A 22422-nucleotide genomic window follows, 5' to 3' on the forward strand; every position below is an offset into this window, starting at 1 on the left:
ACCGACGAGAGTTAGCGAAAAGCCCGGCAGCGATGCCGGGCTTTTTGTTTGAGCGCGCTACTCGATCACCAGTTTGAGCTGGCTGCCCGGCTTCAGCTTGTCGCTGGCGCTGAGTTCGTTCAGCGCCATGAACCGCTCGCGCTTGTGATCGGGCAGCGCCATCCGCTGCGCCAGGCTGTCGATGGTGTCGCCGGGGCGCACGGTGACGACGCTGATCTTCAGCGGCTTGGCGCCGCGGATCTCCTTCAGCGTCATGCGGCGGAACGTGCCGATCGAGCCGCGGAACGCGCGCTCCGCGGCGGGTGTGAGTTGCTTGGCGGCGAAGATGAAGCGATAGACCTCCGAGCCGAAACGCACTGCATAAAGGCGGAACGTCCATTCGCCGCCGGTCGCGGTGGCGCCGGCCGCCGGAAAGCCGTTGATCTCGAAATTCTCGGCGCTGATTGCGCTGACATTGTCCATCCAGCCGGAGCGCAGATAGTCGGACAGCGATTGCTCGGCCGGCACCCGCACGACGTCGACCCGCATCGCCTGGCCGCCGCCGTCGCGGACGCCGAGCACGGCTTCCGCGGTGTTTTCGAGCGTGAAGTTCGGCGGCGCTTCGAAGGTAAAGCCGAGCTTGGGATGCAGGAAACGGCGTCCGCGCACGAAGCCTTCGCTCGGATCCTCGCCGAACACCATGCCGTTGAGCGCGGCGAGAAACACGGGGCGGTCGCGCTCGCCGGTGCCCGGCGCGCCGAACTGGCGCGCATTGGCGATCGCGTTACGGATGCGGGCGGGCGTCGTCGGATGCGACGACATGAACTCGACATAGTATTGATCGGTGCTGCTGCCGGTGGAGCGGACCGACGCATTGCGCTGCATGCTGTTGAGATAGCGTACCGCGCCATAAGGGTCGTAGCCGGCGCGCGCGGCGATACCGACGCCGATGCCGTCGGCCTCGAATTCCTGGGCGCGGGAGAAACTCGCCAGCGCGAGCTTGGATTTCGCCAGCGCCAGCGCGCCGAGTTGCGGGTCGCCCAGCACGTCGGTGACCACGCTCGAGATCATGATGGATTGCCGCGCCTTGTCCTCGCGCAGCGCGGCATGGCGGGCGATGACATGCGCCATCTCGTGCGCCAGCACCGAGCCGACCTCGGAGGTGTCGTTGGCGAGCGCGATCAGGCCGCGCGTCACATAGAGCTGCCCGTTCGGCAGCGAGAAGGCATTGATCGCCGGCGAGTTGAGAATGACGACGCGATATTTCAGGTCCGGCCGTTCGGAGGCCGCGACCAGCCGGTCCACCGTTTTGTTGAGCAGGGCTTCCAGCTTGGGATCGCGATACTCGCCGCCATAGGAGGCGAGGATGCGCTGGTTTTCGCGGTCCGACGCGGTCTGCGTTTGCGAAATGTCCGGCGCCGGCGGCAGCGACACCTGCCGGGTTTCGGGCACGCGCGTGCACGCGCCCAACGCCGCGAGCGACAACGCGGCGAGCGCCGCAATCAGTGTTTGCCGGAAATCCCTCAATTCACGATCTCGATCTGCTCGGGCCGCTCCGCCTCGATCAGCGGCCCGCCGCGCCGCTCGACATAGCCGCGCACGTCGACGGTGCGGCTCTCCAGCGTCTTAGGGTCCATGCCCGCTGCGACAAACAAACGCCGATTGCGTTTCAGAATAGTGACCGTGAAATCGTCCGACCAGCGGCGTCCGAAATTGACATATATAGTGGCTCCGCTCTCCCGCACCGACAACACCTTGCCCCTGACCACGCGGAACGTTCCGGCTCCCTGGAGGATATCGGACGGATTGTCGGCAGATTGAAGGCGAAATTCGCCGCCGGCCCAGAGCCCCCGTTTGCGCTCGCGGGCCGCATGTTCGGCCTTCCGCAGCACGTCCAGGCATCCGGCGTCGGCGATGCGTCCGCCCGCGAGCGCGTGGCCGGAAGCGATCATGTCGCTCTGAACCATCTGCGCGCCGGCAAATGCGAAGGCGACGGTGCGGCCGTAGCGGTCTGTCGCGCCGGCCGTCCTGAGTTGAACCTCGCGGTCGCGGATGAGCGCGGCGAGGGCGTCCCGCGCGGCGGCGCCGGCTTGCGTGCCGGCCGCGGGCACTTCGATGCCGGCGAGCCTGACCTCGCGGCCGTCGGCCAGCATCAGCGTGCGGCCGTCGCGGACCTGCGTGACCCGTCCGCTCTTCGCCTCTGTGCCCGAACAGTCCGCCGCGTGTGCGGGCGACCCGGGCCAGCACAGCGCGGCGAGAGCGAGGCTTGCCAGAAACATACGGGACGCGGTGACGCACGGCATGGCTGTCAGGCCTTTGTGGGACATCGCCTGCGCCTAAACTATAGGGAATTCGGGAGATTTTCCTCAGTCGCGCCAGCCGCCCACGCACGGCCGCGGGTTGCCCATCGCCGGGACGGCATTATGATCGCGGCTGCGCCACCGAAGACCAATCCGACCTCTGCCACCCGAGCAAGCGAGCATTCAGACGTGAAATACAGCCGGAAGGACGCCAAGGACTACGCCCGCCAGAACTTCAAGGGGCTCTGGGCGGCGGCCCTCAATCCCTTCAAGGGCGCCGACCTCGCGCTCGACGAGGCGGGCTTCGCCAAGAACCTCGCGCACTGGAACGCCGATCTCGGCGTCGACGGCGTTTTCGTCTCCGGCAAGCAGGGCGAGTTCTATGCGATGTCGGTGCCGGAGCGGAAACGCACCTTCGAGGTCGCGGCCGATGCCGCGCGCGGCAAGTTCGGCACCATCATGTCCTGCTCGGACCAGAACATGGACACCGTGATCGACCTCGCGAAACACGCGCAGGCGGTCGGCGCCGACTACATCGTCGTGCATGCGCCGATCCTGCACTTCACCAAGGCGCAGGACGAGACGCTGTACGAGTATTACAAATACATCAGCGAGCAGGTCGATATCGGCATCGCGATGTGGAGCCATCCCGACAGCGGCTATCTGATGACGCCGGAAGCCTGCGCGCGGATCGCGGAGCTGCCGAACATCGTCGCCATCAAATACAGCGTGCCGCGCGAGATGTATGCCAAGCTGACCCGCATGGTTGGCGACAAGATTCAGGTCTCGACCGCGTCCGAGGAAGAATGGTTCGACAACATCGTCGAGCTCGGCTGGCGGCTCTATCTGTGCTCGAACCCGCCTTATCTGTTCCAGACCAAGACCGACCGCCGCATCCGCGATTACACCGATCTCGCCTTCAAGGGTGAGGTCAAGAAGGCGCGCGCGATCCGCGACAGTCTCGATCCGGTGCGCCAGGCGTTCCGCCGTTCGCGCCCGGCGGAAAAGCCGCCGGCCCATGCGAAATACTGGCAGGAGCTGCTGGGGCAGGTCGGCGGCCCGGTGCGCCGGCCGATGCTCAACCTGACGGACGCCGAGAAGAAGGCGGCGCGCGAGGCCCTGGAAGCCAGCGGTCTCGGCCGCGCGGCGCAGTCGAGCGCGGCGTAACAAGAACAGGACATCGGGAGACAGCGACGATGACGACCGGCCGCCTGCAGGCGTTCAATTTCAAGAAGTGGATCGACGAGCATCAGCATCTCTTGAAGCCGCCGGTCGGCAACAAGAAGGTGTTCGACGACGGCAAGATGACCGTGATGGTGGTCGGCGGGCCAAACGAGCGGGCCGATTATCACGACGATCCGGTCGAGGAATTCTTCTATCAGCTCAAGGGCGACATGGTTCTCAAGGTCGTCGACAACGGCAAGTTCTACGACGTGCCGGTGCGCGAGGGCGAAGTGTTCCTGCTGCCGCCGCATGTGCGCCACTCGCCGCAGCGCCCGCAGGAAGGCTCGGTCGGCCTCGTCGTCGAGCCGGCGCGGCACGACGGACAGAAGGACGGCTTCGAGTGGTACTGCTTCGAATGCGACAATCTCGTGCATCGCATCGAGTTGAAGGTCGCCGATCTGGTGAAGGACCTGCCGCCGCTCTACGAGGCGTTCTTCAACGACGAGAAGGCTCGCACCTGCAAGAAATGCGGCGCGATCCACCCCGGCAAGAAGCCGCCGGCCGGCTGGGCGAAGCTCTGACGATTGCGGGCGAGAGAACGTTGCCGCGGTGCGTCATCGCCTGCGGCAACCATATGCTTATTGAATTTGCTTTATTGCGATAGACAATGGCGCTCGTGATTCGGCGCAAGCCTGCGCCGGTCGCGGAGTTTCGCCCCGGTCGGCGGCCTGTTTGGTGTGCGGTTCGCGTTCCCACGCAAGCAAGAGACGCCGGAAACCCGATTGAGCGCGACAGCCCTTCAGATCAAGCCGGATGAGACGGCCGCCGAAACGCCTGCGAGCCTTGCTGATACAAGTCTTGCTGACATTGGCGACCGCGCGAGCCGGCTCGGCCTCGAGATCGCCAATCTGCGCGGCATCGTCGAGGATCTCGGCACGCTGAATGCCGGCCTGCTGGCGCGGGTCAAATCGGTCGCGACCTCCGCGCACGAGGCGGCGGAGAACAACGGTTCGCTCGCCGGCTCGATGGCGCTGTCGCGCGAATCCGCGGAAGAAGCGCGGCGCAGCCTTGACGAAAATTCCGAGAAGATCGCGCGCACGCTGTCCGGCGCCATCGACAAGATGCAGGGTCTGAGCCAGGGCGTGCTCGGCATCGTCGGCACGCTCGACAAGGTGCAGGGCATCATCGCCAATGTGCAGAAGACCTCCGACGCCATCCAGCAAATCTCGTTCGAGACGCAGCTGATCGCGCTCAATGCCAGCGTCGAGGCGGCGCGGGCGGGGGACGCCGGGCGCGGCTTCGGCGTCATCGCGACCGCCATCAAGGGCTTGGCCGAGCAGGTCCGCGTCTTTTCCAAGGACAACACCGTCAACCTGCAGCTGCTGCAAAGTACGGTCGGCGAACTGGGCACGATGGCGCGCAACAACGCCGACGTCGCGCAGGCGGCGATCGAGGAATCCAGCAACGCCACCGAGGCGACGCGCGGCTTGCAGTCGATTGCCGGCAGCGTGCAGGAACTCGCCGGCCAGATCGAATCGATGAACGGGCCGGTCGAACAGAACATCGAGGGCGGCTCGCAGGTCAGCGCCGATATCGGCAGCCTCGTCACCATGACGGAGGACGCCGACCGCCAGCTGACCGACGCGCGGGGCCGCGCGGAAAGCATCCTCGGCATCAGCGAAGATTTCATGCTGTTCATCGCCGAGACCGGCATCGAGACGCCGGACACGCCGGTGATCGCCATCGCGCAGCGCGTCGCCCGCGAGATTTCCGCGCTGTTCGAGCGCGCGGTGGCCGAGCGCGTCATCACGATGAGCGACCTGTTCGACGAGAACTACAAGCCGGTCGCCGGATCGAACCCGCAGCAGGTGATGGCGCGCTTCACGCTGTTCACCGAAAAGGTGCTACCGCCGCTGCAGGAGGCGGTCATCGGCGAGCACGAGCGCATCGTGTTCGGCGCGGCGATCGACCGCAACGGCTACCTGCCGACCCACAACAAGGTCTATTCGAAGCCGCAGGGGCCGGACCCGGTGTGGAACGCCGCCAACTGCCGCAACCGCCGCATCTTCAACGACCGCACCGGGCTGGGCGCGGGCCGCAACCAGCGGCCTTTCCTGCTGCAGACCTATCGCCGCGATATGGGCAACGGCCATTTCGTGCTGATGAAGGATGCCTCCGCGCCGATCGCGGTGAACGGCCGGCACTGGGGCGGCTTCCGCATCGGCTTCAAGGCGTGACGCACACGGCCATTGGCCGTAATCTTCGCGCGTGACCTACCAACTGCCTCCCGTTTATCCGACCGTCGTTCACATGCTGGCGGACGCCGCGGCCCGCGCCGGCGAGCGCGTGGCGCTGCGTTGCGGCGATGAACACCTCAGCTATCGCGATTATCTCTCCTGCGCCGCCGGCTTCGCGCGCGAGCTGGGCGCGGCGGTGCGCGGCGGCCGCGTCGCGCTGGTGATGGGGAATTCGATCGATACGGCGATTGCCACCTTCGGCATCTGGGCGGCGGGCGCGCAGGCGGTGCCGCTCAATCCCGCCTACACCGCGCATGAGTTGCGTGACATCGTGGCGGACGCCGCACCGGCGGCAATCGTCTGCGACGAAGCGGTGGCGGCGATGCTGCGTCCGGTCGCCGCCGCGTGCGGCGTCGGCCGCGTCATCGTTGTCAGTTCTGGGACGCGACTGACGCGCTGGAGCGGGCAGGGGCTTGCGCTGCCCGGCATGCCGGTGCCGGAAGCGCTCGCCATCTTGCAATATACCGGCGGCACCACCGGTCGCGCCAAGGGCGTGAACCTGACGCATGCGGCGATCGCGACTAATGTCTCGCAGCGCGAGGCGCTGCTGCCGTCCGGCGAGGCCGAAAACATCCTCATCGTCACGCCGATGTATCACTCCTACGCCATCGCGATGGGCGTGCTGCTCGCGCCGTATTGCCGCGGCACGCTGTCGATCATGGCGCGCTACCGGCCCGACGACACGCTGCGCACCATCGCGGACCATCGCATCACGCTGTTCGCCGGCAGTCCGACGCTGTTCGTCGGCCTGATGGGACACGAAACTTTCGCGCAGACGGATTTCTCCTCGCTGGCCTTGAGTTTCTCCGGCGCGTCCGCGCTGCCGGAGGAGACGCTGCGGCGCTGGGAGAAAGCCACCGGCTGCGCGGTCTGCGAGGGCTACGGGCAGAGCGAGGCCGGGCCGGTTCTCACCTTCAATCCGCGCCACGGCACCCGGAAAATCGGCTCGGTCGGCGTCTGCGCGCCGCTCACCGAGGTCGAGATCGTCGATCTCGAAACCGGCGCGAAGGTGTTGCCGGTCGGCGAGGCCGGCGAAATCCGCGCCCGCGGCCCGCAGATCATGAGCGGCTACCGCAACCGGCCGCAGGAAACCGCCGAGGCGCTGCGCGAGGGCTGGCTGCACACCGGCGACATCGGCGCGTTCGACGCCGACGGCTATCTGTTCGTGCGCGGCCGCAAGAAGGACATGGCCATTGTCGGTGGCTTCAATGTCTACCCGCGCGAGGTCGAGGAGGCGCTGTGCGCGCATCCGGCGGTGGCGGAAGCCGCCGTGATCGGCGTGCCGGACAGCTATCGCGGCGAGGCGCTGGTTGCCTATGTCGTGCTGCGCGAGGGCGGCAGCGTGGATGCCGGGGCGCTCGAAGCGGAGCTTGGCGCGCGCCTCACGCGCTATAAAGTCCCGCGCGACTATCGTTTCTGCGCGCAACTGCCGAAAACGGCGGTCGGCAAGATTGACAAGGTGGCGCTGAAGGCCGCGCACAAGACGTGAAGCACAAGACTTGAAATTGCCGATGTCGTTTGCGTTGATGCGTGGAAGGTTCGGAGTATCCGATGGCTTACAAGGCTGAAATTCCTTACGGCGCCTATTGGTCGACGCCCTTCACCAAATGGCAGGGCAGCCTGGCGCATCTGCACAGCGTGCAGTTCGCGGCGCATGTCGCGCGCGCCGAACTGGCGAAACGCAAGATCGACGCAAGCCTGTTCGACTATGGCGTGCTCGGCATCAGCGTGCCGCAGAAGAACTCGTTTTTCGGTCTGCCGTGGCTCACCGGCATGATCGGCGCGCAGGGCGTCGGCGGTCCCACCATCAGCCAGGCCTGCGCCACCGGCGCGCGCTCGCTGCTTGCCGCCACACAGGAGATCGAGAGCGATCTGGCAAGCACAGCGCTGGTCGTCACCTGCGACCGCACCTCGAACGGTCCGCACGTCGTTTATCCGAACCCGGCCGCGCCCGGCGGCACGGCGGATCACGAGAACTGGGTGCTCGACAATTTCTCCTGCGATCCGCTCGGCAAGCACTCGATGCTGCAGACCGCCGAGAACGTCGCGCGCAAATATCAGGTGTCGCGCGCTGAGCAGGAGGAGGTGGTGCTGCGCCGCTCCGCGCAATATGACGACGCGCTGGCCGGCGGCCACGCCTTCCAGAAGCGTTACATGACACTGCCGTTCGACGTGCCCGACCGGATGTTTCGTAAGGTCGCTGGCAAGGTCGAGGGCGATGAAGGCGTCGTCCGGTCCACGCCGGAAGGTCTCGCCAAGCTCGCGCCGGTGATGCCGGACGGCACGGTGACCTTCGGCGCGCAGACCCATCCGGCGGACGGCAATGCCGCGATGGTTGTCACCACGCCGGACAAGGCGCGCGCGCTGTCGCGCGACCCGAACATCCGCATCGGCCTCCTGGGCTTCGGCCTTGCGCGCACCGACCTCGCCCATATGCCGGAGGCGCCGGTGCCGGCGGCCAAGCGCGCGCTGGCGCAGGCGGATTTGAGCATCCGCGACATGGACGCGATCAAGTCGCACAATCCCTTTGCGGTGAACGACATCGTGTTCGCGCGCGAGACCGGCGCGGACCTGAAGACGATGAACAATTACGGCTGCTCGCTGGTCTGGGGCCATCCGCAGGCGCCGACCGGCCTGCGCGCGATCATCGAGCTGATCGAGGAACTGGCCGCGCGCGGCGGCGGCCGCGGGCTGTTTCAGGGCTGCGCGGCGGGCGACACGGCGATGGCCGTGGTGGTCGAGGTCGGTGCGCGGCCGAACTGAGCGGCTTGCGAAAGCCCTGGCCTCACGCGGTAACTTTTTGTTCCCAAGGTCCGGGAAACTTCCTAAGGATGGCGCCGACGGCCCCGTAGCTCAGTTGGATAGAGCGATGGTTTCCTAAACCATAGGTCGCATGTTCGAATCATGCCGGGGTCGCCACACACATCGGTAGAGCGTCACGCGACGGCATCCGACAGGATGCCTATTTTGTAGCCGCCCCCATTGTCGAATTTTTGAGCAGCCGTCGTCGCCCGCCACGGCTTGCCTATTAAAGGCCCATTCCCCGCGTTGGCACGCGCCTTGCGACGTGACCCTTGAGCCAGCACCCCTTCGGGTGCGGCCGATAACGCGAGGGTCACTCCATGTTCAGGTACAGGACGGCTGCAACCCGGCCGACGACCAGCCGCTGGCTCGCTGCCACGGCCGGCTTGGCCATTACTTTCGCCGCCACGGTAGCCGCGAAAGCCGAAGATACGATCAAGGTCGGAATTCTCCATTCGCTCTCCGGCACCATGGCCATCAGCGAAACCACGCTGAAGGACACGATGCTGTTCCTCATCGACGAGCAGAACAAGAAGGGCGGGGTGCTCGGCAAGAAACTCGAAGCCGTGGTCGTCGATCCGGCGTCGAACTGGCCGCTGTTCGCCGAGAAGGCGCGCGAGCTGATTTCCAAGGACAAGGTTTCGGTGGTGTTCGGCTGCTGGACCTCGGTGTCCCGCAAGTCGGTGCTGCCGGTGTTCAAGGAACTCAATTCGATCCTGTTCTATCCGGTGCAGTACGAAGGCGAGGAGTCCGAGCGCAACGTGTTCTACACGGGCGCCGCGCCGAACCAGCAGGCGATCCCCGCCGTCGACTATCTGATGAGCAAGGATGGCGGCTCGGTGAAGCGCTGGGTGCTCGCGGGCACCGACTACGTCTATCCGCGCACCACCAACAAGATTCTTGAAGCCTACCTGAAGGCGAAGGGCGTCAAGAGCGAAGACATCATGATCAACTACACGCCGTTCGGTCACTCCGACTGGCAGACGATCGTGTCGGACATCAAGAAGTTCGGCTCGGCCGGCAAGAAGACGGCGGTGGTGTCCACCATCAACGGCGACGCCAACGTTCCGTTCTACAAGGAGCTTGGCAACCAGGGCATCAAGGCGACCGACATCCCGGTCGTGGCGTTCTCGGTCGGCGAAGAAGAACTCGCCGGCCTCGACACCAAGCCGCTGGTCGGCCATCTCGCGGCCTGGAACTACTTCGAGTCGATCAAGAACCCGGCCAATGCCGAGTTCATCAAGAAGTGGCAGGCCTTCACCAAGAATCCGAAGCGCGTCACCAACGATCCGATGGAAGCGCATGTCATCGGCTTCCACATGTGGGTGAAGGCGGTGGAGAAAGCGAAGTCGACCGATCCCGACAAGGTGATCGCCGCGCTGCCCGGCACCGAGGCGCCGAACCTGACGGGCGGCGTGTCGAAGATGCTTCCGAACCACCACATCACCAAGCCGGTGTTCATCGGCGAAGTGCGGGGCGACGGCCAGTTCGACGTCGTGTGGAAGACCAAGGGCCTCGTCCCCGGCGACGCCTGGTCGGACTTCCTGCCCGGTTCGAAGGATCTTGAAGCCGACTGGGTCACCCTCAAGTGCGGCAACTACAACAAGGTCACCAAGAAGTGCGGCGGTCAGGCCTCCTGATCTCCCGTTTCGCATAACGGAGGCGGCGCGCGCCGCCGCCTCCACTCCTCAAGTAACTTCCTTGCCGGGACAGGTTGCTATGAGCTTTTTGTTTGCAAGGCTTATTGCTGCGTTCGTGATTGTTATCGCCGTCTGCGGCGCAAGTCAGCGCGCGTCGGCCGATCCGTTTCAGGATTCGCTTCAGGGCTTCCTCGCCGACAGCTTCAGCGACACCGCCGACGCCATCGAGGCCGTCGCGGCAAGCGGGCATCCCCGCGCGTCCGCCGTGCTCGTGGCCTTGCAGGACGGCCGGCTGCTCTACAGCGCCGAGGCCAAGAAGGTTTTCGTCAAGGACGGAGCCGGCGCGTTTCATGACGCGGCGAGCGGGGCGGTGGTCGATCCCGCGCCGGCCGACATCGACAATGTCCGCCTCAACAACCGGTTGCGCGGCATGCTCGCCGGCGTGGTCGGCGGCCTGACCCTGATGTCGTCCGATCCAGCGCAGCGGCTCGAGGCCGCGCAATCCGTCTTCAAGTCGCGCGACGCCGGGACATTGCCGATGCTCGATAAGGCTCTCGCGGCGGAGAAGGACGGCGGCGTGAAACAGGCGCTGGCCGAAGCGCGCGCCGCCATCGTCGCCGGCAGCGCGGATGCGGCGGCCGAGGATCGCATCGCGGCGATCGGCATCATCCGTGCGCGCGGCGGACAGGACGCCGTGAGCATCCTGAGCGGCATTCCAGCCGATGCGCCGGAACCGGTTCGTCAGGCGGCGTCCGCCGCGATCAATTCCGTGCAGCAGAATCTCGCGATCTGGAACGCGGTGCAGAACACCTGGTACGGGCTGTCGCTCGGCTCAGTCCTGCTGCTCGCGGCCATCGGTCTCGCCATTACGTTCGGCGTGATGGGCGTCATCAACATGGCGCACGGCGAAATGGTGATGCTGGGCGCCTACGTCACCTTCGTCGTGCAGCAGCTCATTCGCGCCTACAATCCCGCTCTGTTCGACTATTCGCTGCTGATCGCGCTGCCGCTCGCCTTTCTGTTTGCCGGCGCGGTCGGCGTGCTGGTCGAACGCACCATCATTCGCTTCCTGTACGGCCGGCCGCTCGAAACCCTGCTGGCGACCTGGGGCCTGTCGCTCATTCTCCAGCAGGCGGTGCGCACCGCCTTCGGCCCGACCAACAAGGACGTCGGCAATCCGTCGTGGATGTCGGGCGCCTTCGAAATCGGCCAGATGACGATCACCTACAACCGTCTCTGGATCATCGTGTTCACCGCGATGGCGTTCGTTGCCTTGCTGGGCATGCTGCGCTTCACGCGGGTCGGCCTTGAAATGCGCGCCGTGACGCAAAACCGCAGCATGGCGGCGGCGATGGGCATTCGCACCGCGCGCATCGACGCGCTGACCTTCGGTCTCGGCTCGGGCATTGCCGGCATCGCGGGAGTCGCGCTGTCGCAGATCGACAATGTCAGCCCCAACCTCGGCCAGGGCTACATCATCGACAGTTTCCTCGTCGTGGTGTTCGGCGGCGTCGGCAACCTCTGGGGCACGCTGGTCGGCGCGCTGACGCTCGGCATCGCCAACAAGTTTCTGGAGCCTTTCGCCGGCGCGGTGCTCGGCAAGATCGCGATCCTCGTGCTGATCATCCTGTTCATCCAGAAGCGGCCGCGCGGCATGTTCGCGCTCAAGGGAAGGGCGATCGAGGCATGACGTCGTTTCCCTTGATCCGGATTCTCGACCGCGGCGCGGTGATTTTCCTCGTGCTGCTTGGCGCCTTCGCAATCGCCGTTCCGGTGCTGAACCTGTTGGCGCCGGCGGGATCGGCGCTCCATGTGCCGACCTATTTCGTGTCGCTGTTCGGAAAATATGTCTGCTACGCACTGCTCGCGCTCTCCATCGACCTGATCTGGGGCTATGTCGGAATTCTCTCGCTCGGTCACGGTGCGTTCTTCGCGCTCGGCGGCTACGCGATGGGTATGTATCTGATGCGCCAGATCGGCACGCGCGGCGTCTACGCCAATCCGGTGCTGCCGGACTTCATGGTGTTCCTCAACTGGCCGGAATTGCCGCTCTACTGGTACGGCTTCAACCACTTCGCCTATGCGGCGCTGATGGTGCTGCTGGTGCCGGGGCTGCTCGCCTTCGTGTTCGGCTGGTTCGCGTTCCGCAGCCGCGTCACCGGCGTCTATCTGTCGATCATCACGCAGGCGATGACCTTCGCGCTGATGCTCGGCTTCTTCCGCAACAATTTCGGGTTCGGCGGCAATAACGGCCTGACCGACTTCAAGGATATCCTCGGCTTCAGCATCCAGGCCGAGACGACGCGCAATGCGTTGTTCTTCCTGTCCTGCGTGGCGCTGATCCTGTGCTTTCTGGTCTGCCGTGCGCTCGTCACGTCGAAATTCGGCAAGGTGCTGGTCGCCATCCGCGACGCGGAGTCCCGCACGCGGTTCCTCGGCTACCGCGTGGAGTCCTACAAGCTGTTCGTCTTCACGCTGTCGGCCTGCATGGCCGGAATCGCCGGCGCGCTCTATGTGCCGCAGGTCGGCATCATCAACCCGAGCGAATTCGCACCCGCCAATTCGATCGAGGCGGTGATCTGGGTCGCGGTCGGCGGCCGCGGCACGCTGACCGGCGCGGTGCTCGGCGCGTTCCTCGTCAACTACGCCAAGACTTACTTCACCAGCGGCTTCCTCGCGCCTTATTGGCTGTTTCTGCTCGGCGGCCTGTTCATCGCCGTCACCTTGCTGTTGCCGCGCGGCGTGGTCGGCACCATCGCCCATCTGCGCGCCCGCCGCGCCGAAACGAAATCGGCCGCCGCTGCCTCCGGCGCCGTCCCGCAAGCCGCCGAATGAGACGCCCATGAGCCCCGACAAGACGACAACCACCTCGTTGCTTTACCTCGACGGAATCAGCGTGTCGTTCGACGGCTTCAAGGCGCTGAACGATCTGTCGCTGATCATCGAGCCGGGCGAGATGCGCGCCGTCATCGGCCCCAACGGCGCCGGCAAGACCACGATGATGGACGTGATCACCGGCAAGACGCGGCCCGACCAGGGTGAGGTCTATTTTGGGCAGGGCGCCTATGACCTGTCGAAGCTCGACGAGACCGAGATTGCCGAGCTTGGCATCGGCCGCAAGTTCCAGAAGCCGACCGTGTTCGACATGCATACGGTCGAGGACAACCTGCTGCTCGCGCTGACAAGCGACCGCCGGGTGCGCGGGACGCTGCTGTGGGAAACCGCGGCCGGGCAGCACGAGCGCATCGACCGCATCCTCGAGACGATCCGGCTCGGCCAGCTCCGCTCCCGCGTCGCCGGAAGCCTGTCGCACGGCCAGAAGCAGTGGCTGGAGATCGGCATGCTGCTCGCGCAGGAGCCGCAGCTCCTGCTGGTCGACGAGCCGGTTGCCGGCATGACGGATGCCGAAACCGAACAGACCGCGCGGCTTCTTAAGGAGATCAACCGGGAAAAAGCCGTCGTGGTCGTCGAGCACGACATGGCCTTCGTCCGCGAGCTGGGCGTCCGGGTGACGTGCCTGCACGAAGGTTCGGTGCTGGCGGAAGGCACGATCGATCAGGTTTCCGCCAACGAGCGCGTCGTCGAAGTCTATCTGGGGCGATAGCGCATGATTATGCAAAGCATCATGCGCCGGGAGGCATAGTCATGCTGCAGGTCAACAATATCGGCCTTCGCTACGGCGCCGCACAGGCGTTGCGTGGCGTTTCGCTCGCCGCCGAGCCGGGCAAGGTCACCTGCGTGCTCGGGCGCAACGGCGTCGGCAAGACCAGCCTGCTGCGGGCACTGGTCGGCCAGCATCCGGTGTCGGAAGGTTCGATCGCGTTCGAGGGCCGGGATATCACCCGCCTGCCGACGGCGGAGCGGGCGCGCGGCGGCGTCGCCATCGTGCCGCAGGGCCGCGAGATTTTTCCACTGCTGACGGTCGAGGAAAATCTGAAGACCGGTTTTGCGCCGCTGCCGCGCGTCAGCCGGACGGTGCCGGAGGACGTCTTTACGCTGTTCCCGGTGCTGAAAACGATGCTGGGGCGGCGCGGCGGCGATCTCTCGGGCGGCCAGCAGCAGCAACTCGCCATCGGCCGGGCGCTGGTGATGCGGCCGCGCCTGCTGCTGCTTGATGAGCCGACCGAAGGCATCCAGCCTTCGATCATCAAGGACATCGGCCGCGCCATTTCCTATCTGCGGGACCTCGGCGACATGGCGATCGTGCTGGTCGAGCAGTATCTCGATTTTGCGAAAGAGCTAGGCGACCGGTTCGTGGTGATGGACCGCGGCGCCGTCGTCTATGCCTGCAGCCGCGGCGAGATGGACGAGGCCGCGCTCAAGCGCGCGCTGGCAATTTGACCGCGGCGGCGGACGTGCGAACATAAGATCCGGCAGCCGGGAGGATCGGGTTTTGAGTGAGACGCTGATCTCGGATGAGCGGACGCAGGCCCTGTTCGCTGCCAACCGGGCGAGCGGCCGTGTCGCGCTGTCCGTTCGCGCTTCGGATGGCCGCAGCAGGCGAGATGCCGTGCACGAGGCCGGTTCTCTGCGTCTGCGCTTTCCCAATGCCGATGCCGCGGCGCTCGAGGCGGTCATTCTCAACACCGCGGGCGGCATGACCGGCGGCGACCGGTTCGGCATCGACATCGACGTCGGCGACAACGCCAGCCTGGTCGTCGGCACGACGTCCGCCGAGAAAATCTATCGCTCGCTGCAAGGCGACGTGACGGTGAATGTTGCATTGAAAGTCGGTGCTGGCGCGCATCTCGCCTGGCTGCCGCAGGAAACCATTCTGTTCGACCAGGCGCGCTATGCGCGGCGCATCGAGGTCGATCTCGCGCCGGACGCCGCGTTGGTGCTGGCGGAAGCCGTTGTGTTCGGCCGCGCCACGATGGGGGAGACGGTAACGCAGGGCTCGCTCGCCGACCGTTGGCGCGTCAGGCGCGGCGGCCGGCTGATCTTTGCCGAAAACATGCGGCTCGATGGCGACATTCATCGCAAGCTCGCCGCTCCGGCGATCGCCGCCGGCCGGCTGGCGGTGGCGACCATCCTCATCGCGCCGGGCGACGACGCCCGTGTCGAGGCGGTCCGTGCGCTCGACGCGCTGTCCGGCGAGGTCGGACTATCGTGCTGGGACGGCATCGCCGTCGCGCGGTTCTGCGCGGCCGACGGCGCCGCCTTGCGGCAGGACATCTGCGCGGTGTTGACGGCGCTGAATGTCCCGCTGCCCCGGCTTTGGCTCAACTAGCAGGACGACGATGAATCTCACGCCTCGGGAAAAAGACAAGCTGCTGGTCGCGATGGCGGCGATGGTCGCGCGCCGCAGGCTCGAACGCGGCGTCAAGCTCAACCATCCCGAAGCCGTCGCACTCATTACCGATTTCATCATGGAAGGCGCGCGCGACGGCAGGTCGGTCGCCGAGTTGATGGAAGCCGGCGCGCATGTGCTGACGCGCGCGCAGGTCATGAGCGGCATCGCCGAGATGATCCACGACATTCAGGTCGAAGCGACGTTCCCCGACGGGACCAAGCTGGTGACCGTGCACGAACCGATCCGCTGAGGACGATCATGAAACATCGCATTTCGCTAACTGCCGCCGCGCTTGCAACACTCTTTGTGCCGGGCACGGCGATGGCTCACGTCGGCGCCGGCTCGACCGCGTCCTTCATAGCGGGCTTCGGGCATCCCTATGGCGGGCTGGACCACATCGCGGTGATGATCGCGGTCGGCCTCTGGGCGGCCTTGAAGGGCGGGCGCGCGCTGTGGCTGTGGCCCTGCGTCTTTGTCGGCGTCATGCTGGCCGGCGGGTTGCTCGGCATGGCGCATGTGCCGGTGCCGTTTGTCGAGCCTGCCATTCTGGCCTCCGTCGTCGTGCTCGGCTTGCTGGTGGCGCTCGCGGCCGATTTGCCCGTTTGGCTGGGAGCGGCGATCGTCGGTGTGTTCGCGGTGTTTCATGGTCACGCGCATGGCAGCGAGGTCGCGGAGACCGTCGGCGGCATCGAATACATGGCTGGCTTTGCGCTCGCGACCGCCTCGCTGCATGCCGTCGGCCTCGGCGTTGCGCTCACGCTATCGAGCGCGCGGCTGCGGCCGCTGGTGCAACTCGCCGGCGCGGGCTGCATGCTGCTCGGCGTTGCGCTTGCCTTCGAGCTGGTGTGAGGCCGCGATGATCCCCGGCGAGATGTTCATCAAGGATGGCGAGATCGAGCTGAATGCCGGCCGCAAGACGGTGACGCTGACCGTCTCGAACGCCGGCGACCGGCCGATCCAGGTCGGCTCGCATTACCATTTCTTCGAGGCCAATCCGGCCCTGAAGTTCGACCACAAGAAGGCGCGTGGCATGCGGCTCGATATCGCGCCCGGCACCGCCGTGCGTTTCGAGCCCGGGCAATCGCGCGAGGTCACGCTGGTCGCGCTCGCCGGCAAGCGCACCGTCTACGGCTTCCGTCAGGACATCATGGGGAAGCTCTGATGGCCAAGATCAAGCGCAGCGTCTATGCCGACATGTTCGGCCCGACCACCGGCGACCGGGTGCGGCTCGCCGACACCGATCTCATCATCGAGGTCGAAAAGGACTTCACCACCTATGGCGAGGAGGTGAAGTTCGGCGGCGGCAAGGTCATCCGCGACGGCATGGGCCAGTCGCAGCTCACCAACAAGCAAGGCGCGGTCGACACCGTCATCACCAATGCGCTGATCCTCGACCATTGGGGGATCGTCAAGGCGGATGTCGGTCTGGTCGGCGACCGCATCGCCGCGATCGGCAAGGCGGGCAATCCCGATATCCAGTCCGGCGTCACCATCATTGTCGGACCGGGCACCGAGGTGATCGCCGGCGAGGGCAAGATCCTCACGGCGGGCGGCTTCGACAGCCACATCCATTTCATCTGCCCGCAGCAGATCGACGACGCCCTGATGTCCGGCATCACGACGATGCTCGGCGGCGGCACCGGTCCGGCGCACGGCACCTTCGCCACCACCTGCACGCCGGGGCCGTTCCACATCGGCCGGATGATCCAGGCGGCCGACGCCTTCCCGATGAATCTCGGCTTCGCCGGCAAGGGCAACGCGTCGCGGCCGGCGGCGCTGGAGGAGATGATCAAGGCCGGCGCCTGCGCGCTCAAGCTGCATGAGGACTGGGGCACGACGCCCGCGGCCATCGATAATTGCCTGTCGGTCGCCGACGACTACGACATTCAGGTAATGATCCACACCGACACGCTCAACGAGTCGGGCTTCGTCGAGGACACCATCGCGGCCTTCAAGGGCCGCACCATCCACGCCTTCCACACTGAAGGCGCCGGCGGCGGCCACGCGCCGGACATCATGAAGGTCGCGGGCCTGAAGAACGTGCTGCCGTCCTCGACCAACCCGACGCGGCCGTTCACCCGCAACACGCTCGACGAGCATCTCGACATGCTGATGGTGTGCCACCATCTCGACCCGTCGATTGCCGAAGATCTCGCATTCGCCGAAAGCCGCATCCGCAAGGAGACGATCGCCGCCGAGGACATTCTTCACGACATCGGCGCGCTGTCGATGATGTCGTCGGATTCGCAGGCGATGGGGCGCATCGGCGAGGTCATCATCCGGACCTGGCAGACGGCGGACAAAATGAAAAAGCAGCGCGGCCGTCTGAAAGAAGAGAAGGGCGACAACGATAATTTCCGCGCCAGGCGCTACGTCGCCAAATACACCATCAATCCGTCTATCGCGCATGGCGTGTCGAAGCACATCGGCTCGGTCGAAAAGGGCAAGCTGGCCGATCTGGTCCTGTGGTCGCCGGCGTTCTTCGGCGTGAAGCCCGATTGCATCATCAAGGGCGGCACCATCGTCGCGGCGCCGATGGGCGATCCGAACGCCTCGATCCCGACGCCGCAGCCGGTGCATTACCGCCCGATGTTCGGCGCGTTCGGCAAGGCGGTCACGGCGTCGTCGCTGGTGTTCGTGTCGAAAGCCGCCGTCAAGGGCAAGCTCGCCGACCGGCTCGGCGTCGAGAAGAAACTCGTCGCGGTCGAGAACGTGCGCGGCAAGATTTCCAAGAAGAGCATGATCCACAACGACGCGACGCCGGATATCGAGATCGATCCCGAAACCTACGAGGTGCGCGCGGACGGCGAGCTGCTGACCTGCGCGCCTGCCGATGTGCTGCCGATGGCGCAGCGCTACTTTTTGTTCTGAAACGCCTGGAGCCGGAGTCCATGCGTGCGATTGAGGTCAAGCGGGCGTCGTCCTGGTCGGGTGACGCGGTCGACAGCGTGGTGCTCGGTTATGACGACCGGCACCGCCGCCGCATGGCGATGACCGGAACGCGGGGCCTGTCGTTCGTGCTGGACCTGTCGGAAGCCGCGTTTCTGCGCCACGGCGATGCGTTGGTGCTGGAAGACGGCCGGCTGGTCGAGGTGCTGGCCGCGCCCGAGCCGCTGCTGGAGATCCGCTGCAGCGATCCGCTGCATCTTGCCCGCCTGGCCTGGCATCTCGGCAACCGGCATCTGCCGACGCAACTGTTCCCGAAATATCTGCGGATCCGGCGCGACCATGTCATCGCCGACATGGCCGTGAAGCTCGGCGCTCGGGTGATCGAGATCGAGGGACCGTTCGACCCGGAAGGCGGCGCCTATGAGGGGTCGTCGCACGCGCACGGCCACGATCATGCTCACGATGACCACCATCATCATCACGGGCACAGCCACAGTCACGGCCACGGTCATGGCCGGTGAGGAGCGGCTCTCGCGCGAGGAATTGGCTCCGCTGGAGCCGATATCGCATGCCGCGCTGTACCGGCTCGCGACCTGGCTGTCGCCGGCCTATCCGGTCGGCGGCTTCGCCTATTCGAGCGGCATCGAATGGGCGGTGGAGATGGGCGACATCGCCGACCGGGCGTCCTTGCTCGACTGGCTGACGGCGATGCTGGCGGAGGGCGCGGGCTTCAACGACGCCGTTTTGATGGCCGCCGCGCATCGCGCCGCCAGTAACGCAGACGAGGCGGCTCTGGTCGAGGTTGCCGAACTTGCGGCGGCGCTGGTTCCGACGCGCGAGCGGCATCTCGAAACCACGACGCTCGGCAATGCGTTCATGGCGGTGACGTGCGCGGCGTGGCCCTGCACGCCTTTGACGAGACTGAAGGAACTCTGGAGCGGCCCGGTGGCTTACCCGGTCGCGGTCGGCGTCGCCTGCGCCGGTCACGCCATTCCGGTCGTCGCGGCCGCGCACGCCTTTCTGGCCGCCGTCACGGCGAACTGGGTGTCCGCCGCCGTGCGGCTGGTTCCGCTCGGGCACACCGACAGCCAATTCGCGCTGGCCGCGATCGAGCCGGTCGTCGCCGACACCGCGCGCCGCGCGATCGGGGCGACGCTGGACGGTCTCGGCGGCGCGACCTTCCGCGCCGACATCGCCAGCGCGCGTCACGAAACCCAATACACCCGGCTTTTCAGAAGTTGATGGAGTTGAAGGATGGCTAGTCCCAATGGTCCCCTGCGTGTCGGCATCGGCGGTCCGGTCGGCTCAGGCAAGACCGCGCTGATGGACGCCCTGTGCAAGGCGATGCGCGACAGCTACGACATCGCGGCGATCACCAACGACATTTACACGAAATGGGACGCCGAATTTCTGGTGCGGGCCGGCTCGCTGACGCCGGACCGGATCGTCGGCGTTGAAACCGGCGGCTGCCCGCACACCGCGATCCGCGAAGATGCCTCGATGAATCTGGCGGCGGTCGCGGACATGCGCGCAAAATTTCCGGCGCTCGATATTGTCCTGATCGAGTCGGGCGGCGACAACCTCGCTGCGACGTTTTCGCCGGAACTGGCGGACATCACGATCTATGTCATCGACGTCGCGGCCGGCGACAAGATCCCGTCCAAGGGCGGGCCGGGCATCACCCGGTCAGATCTCCTGGTCATCAACAAGATCGATCTCGCGCCCTATGTCGGCGCGTCGCTGGAAAAAATGGATACGGATGCGCGACGCATGCGCGGCGAGCGGCCGTTCATCATGACGAACCTGCGCCAGCGTCAGGGCCTCGACACCATCATCCGGTTCATCGAGATGAAAGGCGGCCTCGCCGCCAACTGAGCCGCTGCGGTCCTCACCAAAAGCAAAACCCCGCCGGCGACGGCGGGGTTCGGGTTTCCACGGCTGGCGGATCTAGCGTCGGCGGAAATTCGGCTTGCGCTGCTGGCCGCCGGGAGGCGGCGGCGCGTCGCCCTTGTGACGGAAACTGATGCGACCGCGCTGGAGATCGTAAGGAGACATTTCCACGATCACGCGGTCACCGACGCCGGTGCGGATGCGGAACTTGCGCATCTTGCCGGCGGTGTAGGCCAGCACCTCGTGTTCGTTGTCGAGCTTCACCCGGAAATTGCCGTCCGGCAAAACCTCGGTGACCGTCCCATCGAATTCCAGCAGTTCTTCTTTCGCCATCCAGGCTCCTCCGTCAGAGCAATTATACGGGCGCGCGACGGCTGCCGCCGCGGCGCGGGCCCGTCTGCCGTTGCATGAATGTAACAGTTTCGATGCCGTTTGGCTGCGCCTCGTTGTGCGGGGCAGCCGCGCTGTGGCCGTGGCGGCCGCGCTCGCCGTTCTGCGGCGCGGCAAATTTCACAGGATGCTGGCCTTCACGCCCACCGTGGTCCGGCTTGCCTCCGGCATTCCGGCCTTGCGCGTTCTGCTGGTGACGCTCGCCGTTAGGCCGGCCATTGCGGTCATGACGGTCGTTGCGGCGGTGCTTGCCGCCGCGGTGACCCTCGCCGTTGCCGTGACCCTGACCCTGTCCGCGGCGGCCGTCGCCGTTGCGGCCATTGCCGTGGCCATGAGCCCGGTGGCCGTTGCGATGGCCGTGGGCCGGCTCGCTCTGCGGCGCGGCGGCCTGGCTCGTCTGGTGCCCGCCCGGCTGGCGGCGGTCGGTGGCCGGGATTTTCATGCGGATCGTGCGCTCGATGTCGCGCAGGAACCCGGCCTCCTCGCGGTCGCAGAACGAGATTGCGGCGCCCTCGGCGCCGGCCCGCGCGGTGCGGCCGATGCGGTGAACGTAGGACTCCGGCACGTTCGGCAGGTCATAGTTGATGACATGGCTGACGCCGTCGACGTCGATGCCGCGGGCGGCGATGTCGGTCGCGACCAGCACGCGGACGCTGCCGTCACGGAACGCGGCGAGCGTGCGCTCGCGGTGGTTCTGCGACTTGTTGCCGTGGATGGCGTGAGCGTCGATGCCCGACTTGGCGAGCCCACGCACCACCTTGTCGGCTCCGTGCTTGGTGCGGGTGAAGACGATGGCGCGGTCGAACGGCTCGGCGTTCAGCACCTCGGCGAGCAACGACTGCTTGCCGGCCTTGTCGGTATGGATGACGCGCTGATTGACACGCTCCGCCGTGGTCGCCTGCGGCGTCACCGCGACGCGCGCGGGATCGCGCAGCATTTCGCCGGCGAGCTTTGCGATCTCCTGCGGCATGGTGGCCGAGAAGAACAGCGTCTGGCGGTCCTTGGGCAGCATCGCGACGATTTTGCGGATGTCGCGGATGAAGCCCATGTCGAGCATGCGGTCGGCTTCGTCGAGTACGAGCACCTCGATCTTGTCGAGGCGCACGGCGCGCTGCTGTGCGAGGTCGAGCAGGCGGCCCGGCGTTGCGACGAACACTTCGACACCGTTCTGCAAGGCGCGGATCTGGCGCTTGATCGGCACGCCGCCGATGGCGAGCGCGATGTCGAGCGGGCGGATGTTCTTGCCGTAGGTCGCGAAGCTGTCGGCGATCTGGCCGGAGAGTTCGCGGGTGGGGGACAGCACCAGCACGCGGCAGGTCTTGCGCTCGGGGCGGAACCGCTTGGCGTTCAGGTGATTGAGAATCGGCAGCGCGAAAGCCGCGGTCTTGCCGGTGCCGGTCTGGGCGATACCGACCACGTCGCGTCCTTCAAGGACGAGCGGGATAGTCTGCGATTGAATGGGGGTGGGGGTGACGTAGTTCTCATCCGCGAGGGCGCGGTTGATCGGCTCTGCGAGGCCGAAATCGTGAAACGAAGTCAAACAGTCTCTTTCTTATAAGGCGAAGCGGCCGGGGCGCATCTGCGCCCGGCGGAATCGCGGGGTTGTCAGACATCCCGCGTTGCCAGGGTTGTCGGCGTATCGTTGGAAAACGGAGGCGGGGCGAAAATCGATTGGTGAGTTTCGTGCACGCTGCCCGCGGAAGCCCGAATCCCGGGCCGTTCCGTTGGCGCTGATATGACAGCCGCGCGTGACGTTTTCAAGGCATTGGCGGCGAAAA

The 22422-nt window shown here is 66.0% G+C and carries 22 protein-coding genes and 1 tRNA gene; 19 read left to right on the plus strand and 4 right to left on the minus strand.

Annotation, left to right across the window (positions count from 1 at the left end; all coding sequences use genetic code 11):
- Positions 1–57: 57 nt before the first annotated feature.
- Positions 58–1506, minus strand: a complete 1449-nt coding sequence (locus AB7F10_RS18440) for a M48 family metalloprotease (protein WP_428564596.1) — start codon at positions 1504–1506, stop codon at positions 58–60.
- A complete protein-coding gene (locus tag AB7F10_RS18445; RefSeq protein ID WP_428564599.1) occupies positions 1503–2306 on the minus strand; it encodes a thermonuclease family protein in 804 nt (267 codons plus the stop codon). Before AB7F10_RS18445 ends, AB7F10_RS18440 begins: the two co-directional genes overlap by 4 nt.
- 162 nt (positions 2307–2468) lie before the next feature.
- Between AB7F10_RS18445 and AB7F10_RS18450 the strand changes: the two genes are divergently transcribed.
- The 19 genes from AB7F10_RS18450 to ureG all read left to right on the plus strand — a co-directional run bounded on the left by AB7F10_RS18450 (position 2469) and on the right by ureG (position 20239).
- Positions 2469–3446: a dihydrodipicolinate synthase family protein gene (locus AB7F10_RS18450; protein ID WP_428564602.1), complete on the plus strand. Its 978-nt coding sequence runs from the start codon at positions 2469–2471 to the stop codon at positions 3444–3446.
- Positions 3447–3475: 29 nt separating this feature from the next.
- On the plus strand, positions 3476–4024 hold the full coding sequence (locus AB7F10_RS18455; protein WP_428564605.1) for a 3-hydroxyanthranilate 3,4-dioxygenase: 549 nt from the start codon (positions 3476–3478) through the stop codon (positions 4022–4024).
- 201 nt (positions 4025–4225) lie between these two features.
- On the plus strand, positions 4226–5680 hold the full coding sequence (locus AB7F10_RS18460) for a methyl-accepting chemotaxis protein (protein WP_428564608.1): 1455 nt from the start codon (positions 4226–4228) through the stop codon (positions 5678–5680).
- A gap of 31 nt (positions 5681–5711) precedes the next feature.
- The gene (locus AB7F10_RS18465) at positions 5712–7229 is read left to right on the plus strand and encodes an AMP-binding protein (RefSeq protein WP_428564611.1); all 1518 of its coding nucleotides are present in this window, start codon (positions 5712–5714) and stop codon (positions 7227–7229) included.
- A 62-nt stretch (positions 7230–7291) separates the two neighbouring features.
- Positions 7292–8503 carry a thiolase family protein gene (locus AB7F10_RS18470; protein ID WP_428564614.1) on the plus strand — a complete coding sequence of 404 codons (1212 nt, stop codon included), beginning with the start codon at positions 7292–7294 and terminating at the stop codon, positions 8501–8503.
- Between the two features lie 79 nt (positions 8504–8582).
- A tRNA-Arg gene (locus AB7F10_RS18475) sits at positions 8583–8659 on the plus strand.
- A 203-nt stretch (positions 8660–8862) separates the two neighbouring features.
- On the plus strand, positions 8863–10182 hold the full coding sequence (gene urtA / locus AB7F10_RS18480) for an urea ABC transporter substrate-binding protein (protein WP_428564617.1): 1320 nt from the start codon (positions 8863–8865) through the stop codon (positions 10180–10182).
- Positions 10183–10261: 79 nt separating this feature from the next.
- Positions 10262–11872: an urea ABC transporter permease subunit UrtB gene (gene urtB, locus AB7F10_RS18485; RefSeq protein WP_428564620.1), complete on the plus strand. Its 1611-nt coding sequence runs from the start codon at positions 10262–10264 to the stop codon at positions 11870–11872.
- A complete protein-coding gene (gene urtC / locus AB7F10_RS18490) occupies positions 11869–13017 on the plus strand; it encodes an urea ABC transporter permease subunit UrtC (RefSeq protein WP_428564622.1) in 1149 nt (382 codons plus the stop codon). The genes urtB and urtC overlap by 4 nt, the downstream gene beginning before the upstream one ends.
- Positions 13018–13024: 7 nt before the next feature.
- A complete protein-coding gene (gene urtD / locus AB7F10_RS18495) occupies positions 13025–13786 on the plus strand; it encodes an urea ABC transporter ATP-binding protein UrtD (RefSeq protein WP_428564624.1) in 762 nt (253 codons plus the stop codon).
- 41 nt (positions 13787–13827) lie between these two features.
- Positions 13828–14523: an urea ABC transporter ATP-binding subunit UrtE gene (urtE, locus tag AB7F10_RS18500; RefSeq protein ID WP_428564627.1), complete on the plus strand. Its 696-nt coding sequence runs from the start codon at positions 13828–13830 to the stop codon at positions 14521–14523.
- Between the two features lie 52 nt (positions 14524–14575).
- A complete protein-coding gene (locus tag AB7F10_RS18505; RefSeq protein WP_428564631.1) occupies positions 14576–15412 on the plus strand; it encodes an urease accessory protein UreD in 837 nt (278 codons plus the stop codon).
- A gap of 10 nt (positions 15413–15422) precedes the next feature.
- Entirely contained in the window at positions 15423–15725 is a 303-nt protein-coding gene (locus AB7F10_RS18510; RefSeq protein WP_428564634.1) for an urease subunit gamma, read from the plus strand.
- A gap of 8 nt (positions 15726–15733) precedes the next feature.
- Positions 15734–16324, plus strand: a complete 591-nt coding sequence (locus tag AB7F10_RS18515) for a HupE/UreJ family protein (protein WP_428564637.1) — start codon at positions 15734–15736, stop codon at positions 16322–16324.
- A 7-nt stretch (positions 16325–16331) separates the two neighbouring features.
- On the plus strand, positions 16332–16637 hold the full coding sequence (locus AB7F10_RS18520) for an urease subunit beta (protein ID WP_428564640.1): 306 nt from the start codon (positions 16332–16334) through the stop codon (positions 16635–16637).
- The gene (gene ureC / locus AB7F10_RS18525; protein ID WP_428564794.1) at positions 16634–18346 is read left to right on the plus strand and encodes an urease subunit alpha; all 1713 of its coding nucleotides are present in this window, start codon (positions 16634–16636) and stop codon (positions 18344–18346) included. The genes AB7F10_RS18520 and ureC overlap by 4 nt, the downstream gene beginning before the upstream one ends.
- 20 nt (positions 18347–18366) lie before the next feature.
- Positions 18367–18885: an urease accessory protein UreE gene (locus tag AB7F10_RS18530; protein WP_428564643.1), complete on the plus strand. Its 519-nt coding sequence runs from the start codon at positions 18367–18369 to the stop codon at positions 18883–18885.
- On the plus strand, positions 18827–19606 hold the full coding sequence (locus tag AB7F10_RS18535) for an urease accessory protein UreF (protein WP_428564797.1): 780 nt from the start codon (positions 18827–18829) through the stop codon (positions 19604–19606). Before AB7F10_RS18530 ends, AB7F10_RS18535 begins: the two co-directional genes overlap by 59 nt.
- 12 nt (positions 19607–19618) lie before the next feature.
- A complete protein-coding gene (ureG, locus tag AB7F10_RS18540) occupies positions 19619–20239 on the plus strand; it encodes an urease accessory protein UreG (protein WP_428564646.1) in 621 nt (206 codons plus the stop codon).
- A gap of 72 nt (positions 20240–20311) precedes the next feature.
- Here the strand turns inward: ureG and infA are convergent, their stop codons facing one another.
- Positions 20312–20587: a translation initiation factor IF-1 gene (gene infA / locus AB7F10_RS18545; protein WP_428564649.1), complete on the minus strand. Its 276-nt coding sequence runs from the start codon at positions 20585–20587 to the stop codon at positions 20312–20314.
- A 22-nt stretch (positions 20588–20609) separates the two neighbouring features.
- On the minus strand, positions 20610–22184 hold the full coding sequence (locus tag AB7F10_RS18550; protein WP_428564652.1) for a DEAD/DEAH box helicase: 1575 nt from the start codon (positions 22182–22184) through the stop codon (positions 20610–20612).
- Between the last annotated feature and the right edge of the window lie 238 nt (positions 22185–22422).

This window comes from Pseudolabrys sp., assembly GCF_050250095.1.
Classification (GTDB): domain Bacteria; phylum Pseudomonadota; class Alphaproteobacteria; order Rhizobiales; family Xanthobacteraceae; genus Pseudolabrys.

What these genes read in the sequence shown, in the direction of transcription:
- AB7F10_RS18445 (WP_428564599.1), bottom strand. Translation starts at nt 2,306, where the DNA reads ATGTCCCACAAAGGCCTGACAGCCATGCCGTGCGTCACCGCGTCCCGT.
- AB7F10_RS18455 (WP_428564605.1), top strand. Translation starts at nt 3,476, where the DNA reads ATGACGACCGGCCGCCTGCAGGCGTTCAATTTCAAGAAGTGGATCGAC.
- AB7F10_RS18470 (WP_428564614.1), top strand. Translation starts at nt 7,292, where the DNA reads ATGGCTTACAAGGCTGAAATTCCTTACGGCGCCTATTGGTCGACGCCC.
- urtA (WP_428564617.1), top strand. Translation starts at nt 8,863, where the DNA reads ATGTTCAGGTACAGGACGGCTGCAACCCGGCCGACGACCAGCCGCTGG.
- urtB (WP_428564620.1), top strand. Translation starts at nt 10,262, where the DNA reads ATGAGCTTTTTGTTTGCAAGGCTTATTGCTGCGTTCGTGATTGTTATC.
- urtC (WP_428564622.1), top strand. Translation starts at nt 11,869, where the DNA reads ATGACGTCGTTTCCCTTGATCCGGATTCTCGACCGCGGCGCGGTGATT.
- urtD (WP_428564624.1), top strand. Translation starts at nt 13,025, where the DNA reads ATGAGCCCCGACAAGACGACAACCACCTCGTTGCTTTACCTCGACGGA.
- urtE (WP_428564627.1), top strand. Translation starts at nt 13,828, where the DNA reads ATGCTGCAGGTCAACAATATCGGCCTTCGCTACGGCGCCGCACAGGCG.
- AB7F10_RS18510 (WP_428564634.1), top strand. Translation starts at nt 15,423, where the DNA reads ATGAATCTCACGCCTCGGGAAAAAGACAAGCTGCTGGTCGCGATGGCG.
- AB7F10_RS18515 (WP_428564637.1), top strand. Translation starts at nt 15,734, where the DNA reads ATGAAACATCGCATTTCGCTAACTGCCGCCGCGCTTGCAACACTCTTT.
- AB7F10_RS18520 (WP_428564640.1), top strand. Translation starts at nt 16,332, where the DNA reads ATGATCCCCGGCGAGATGTTCATCAAGGATGGCGAGATCGAGCTGAAT.
- AB7F10_RS18530 (WP_428564643.1), top strand. Translation starts at nt 18,367, where the DNA reads ATGCGTGCGATTGAGGTCAAGCGGGCGTCGTCCTGGTCGGGTGACGCG.
- AB7F10_RS18535 (WP_428564797.1), top strand. Translation starts at nt 18,827, where the DNA reads ATGACCACCATCATCATCACGGGCACAGCCACAGTCACGGCCACGGTC.
- ureG (WP_428564646.1), top strand. Translation starts at nt 19,619, where the DNA reads ATGGCTAGTCCCAATGGTCCCCTGCGTGTCGGCATCGGCGGTCCGGTC.
- infA (WP_428564649.1), bottom strand. Translation starts at nt 20,587, where the DNA reads ATGGCGAAAGAAGAACTGCTGGAATTCGATGGGACGGTCACCGAGGTT.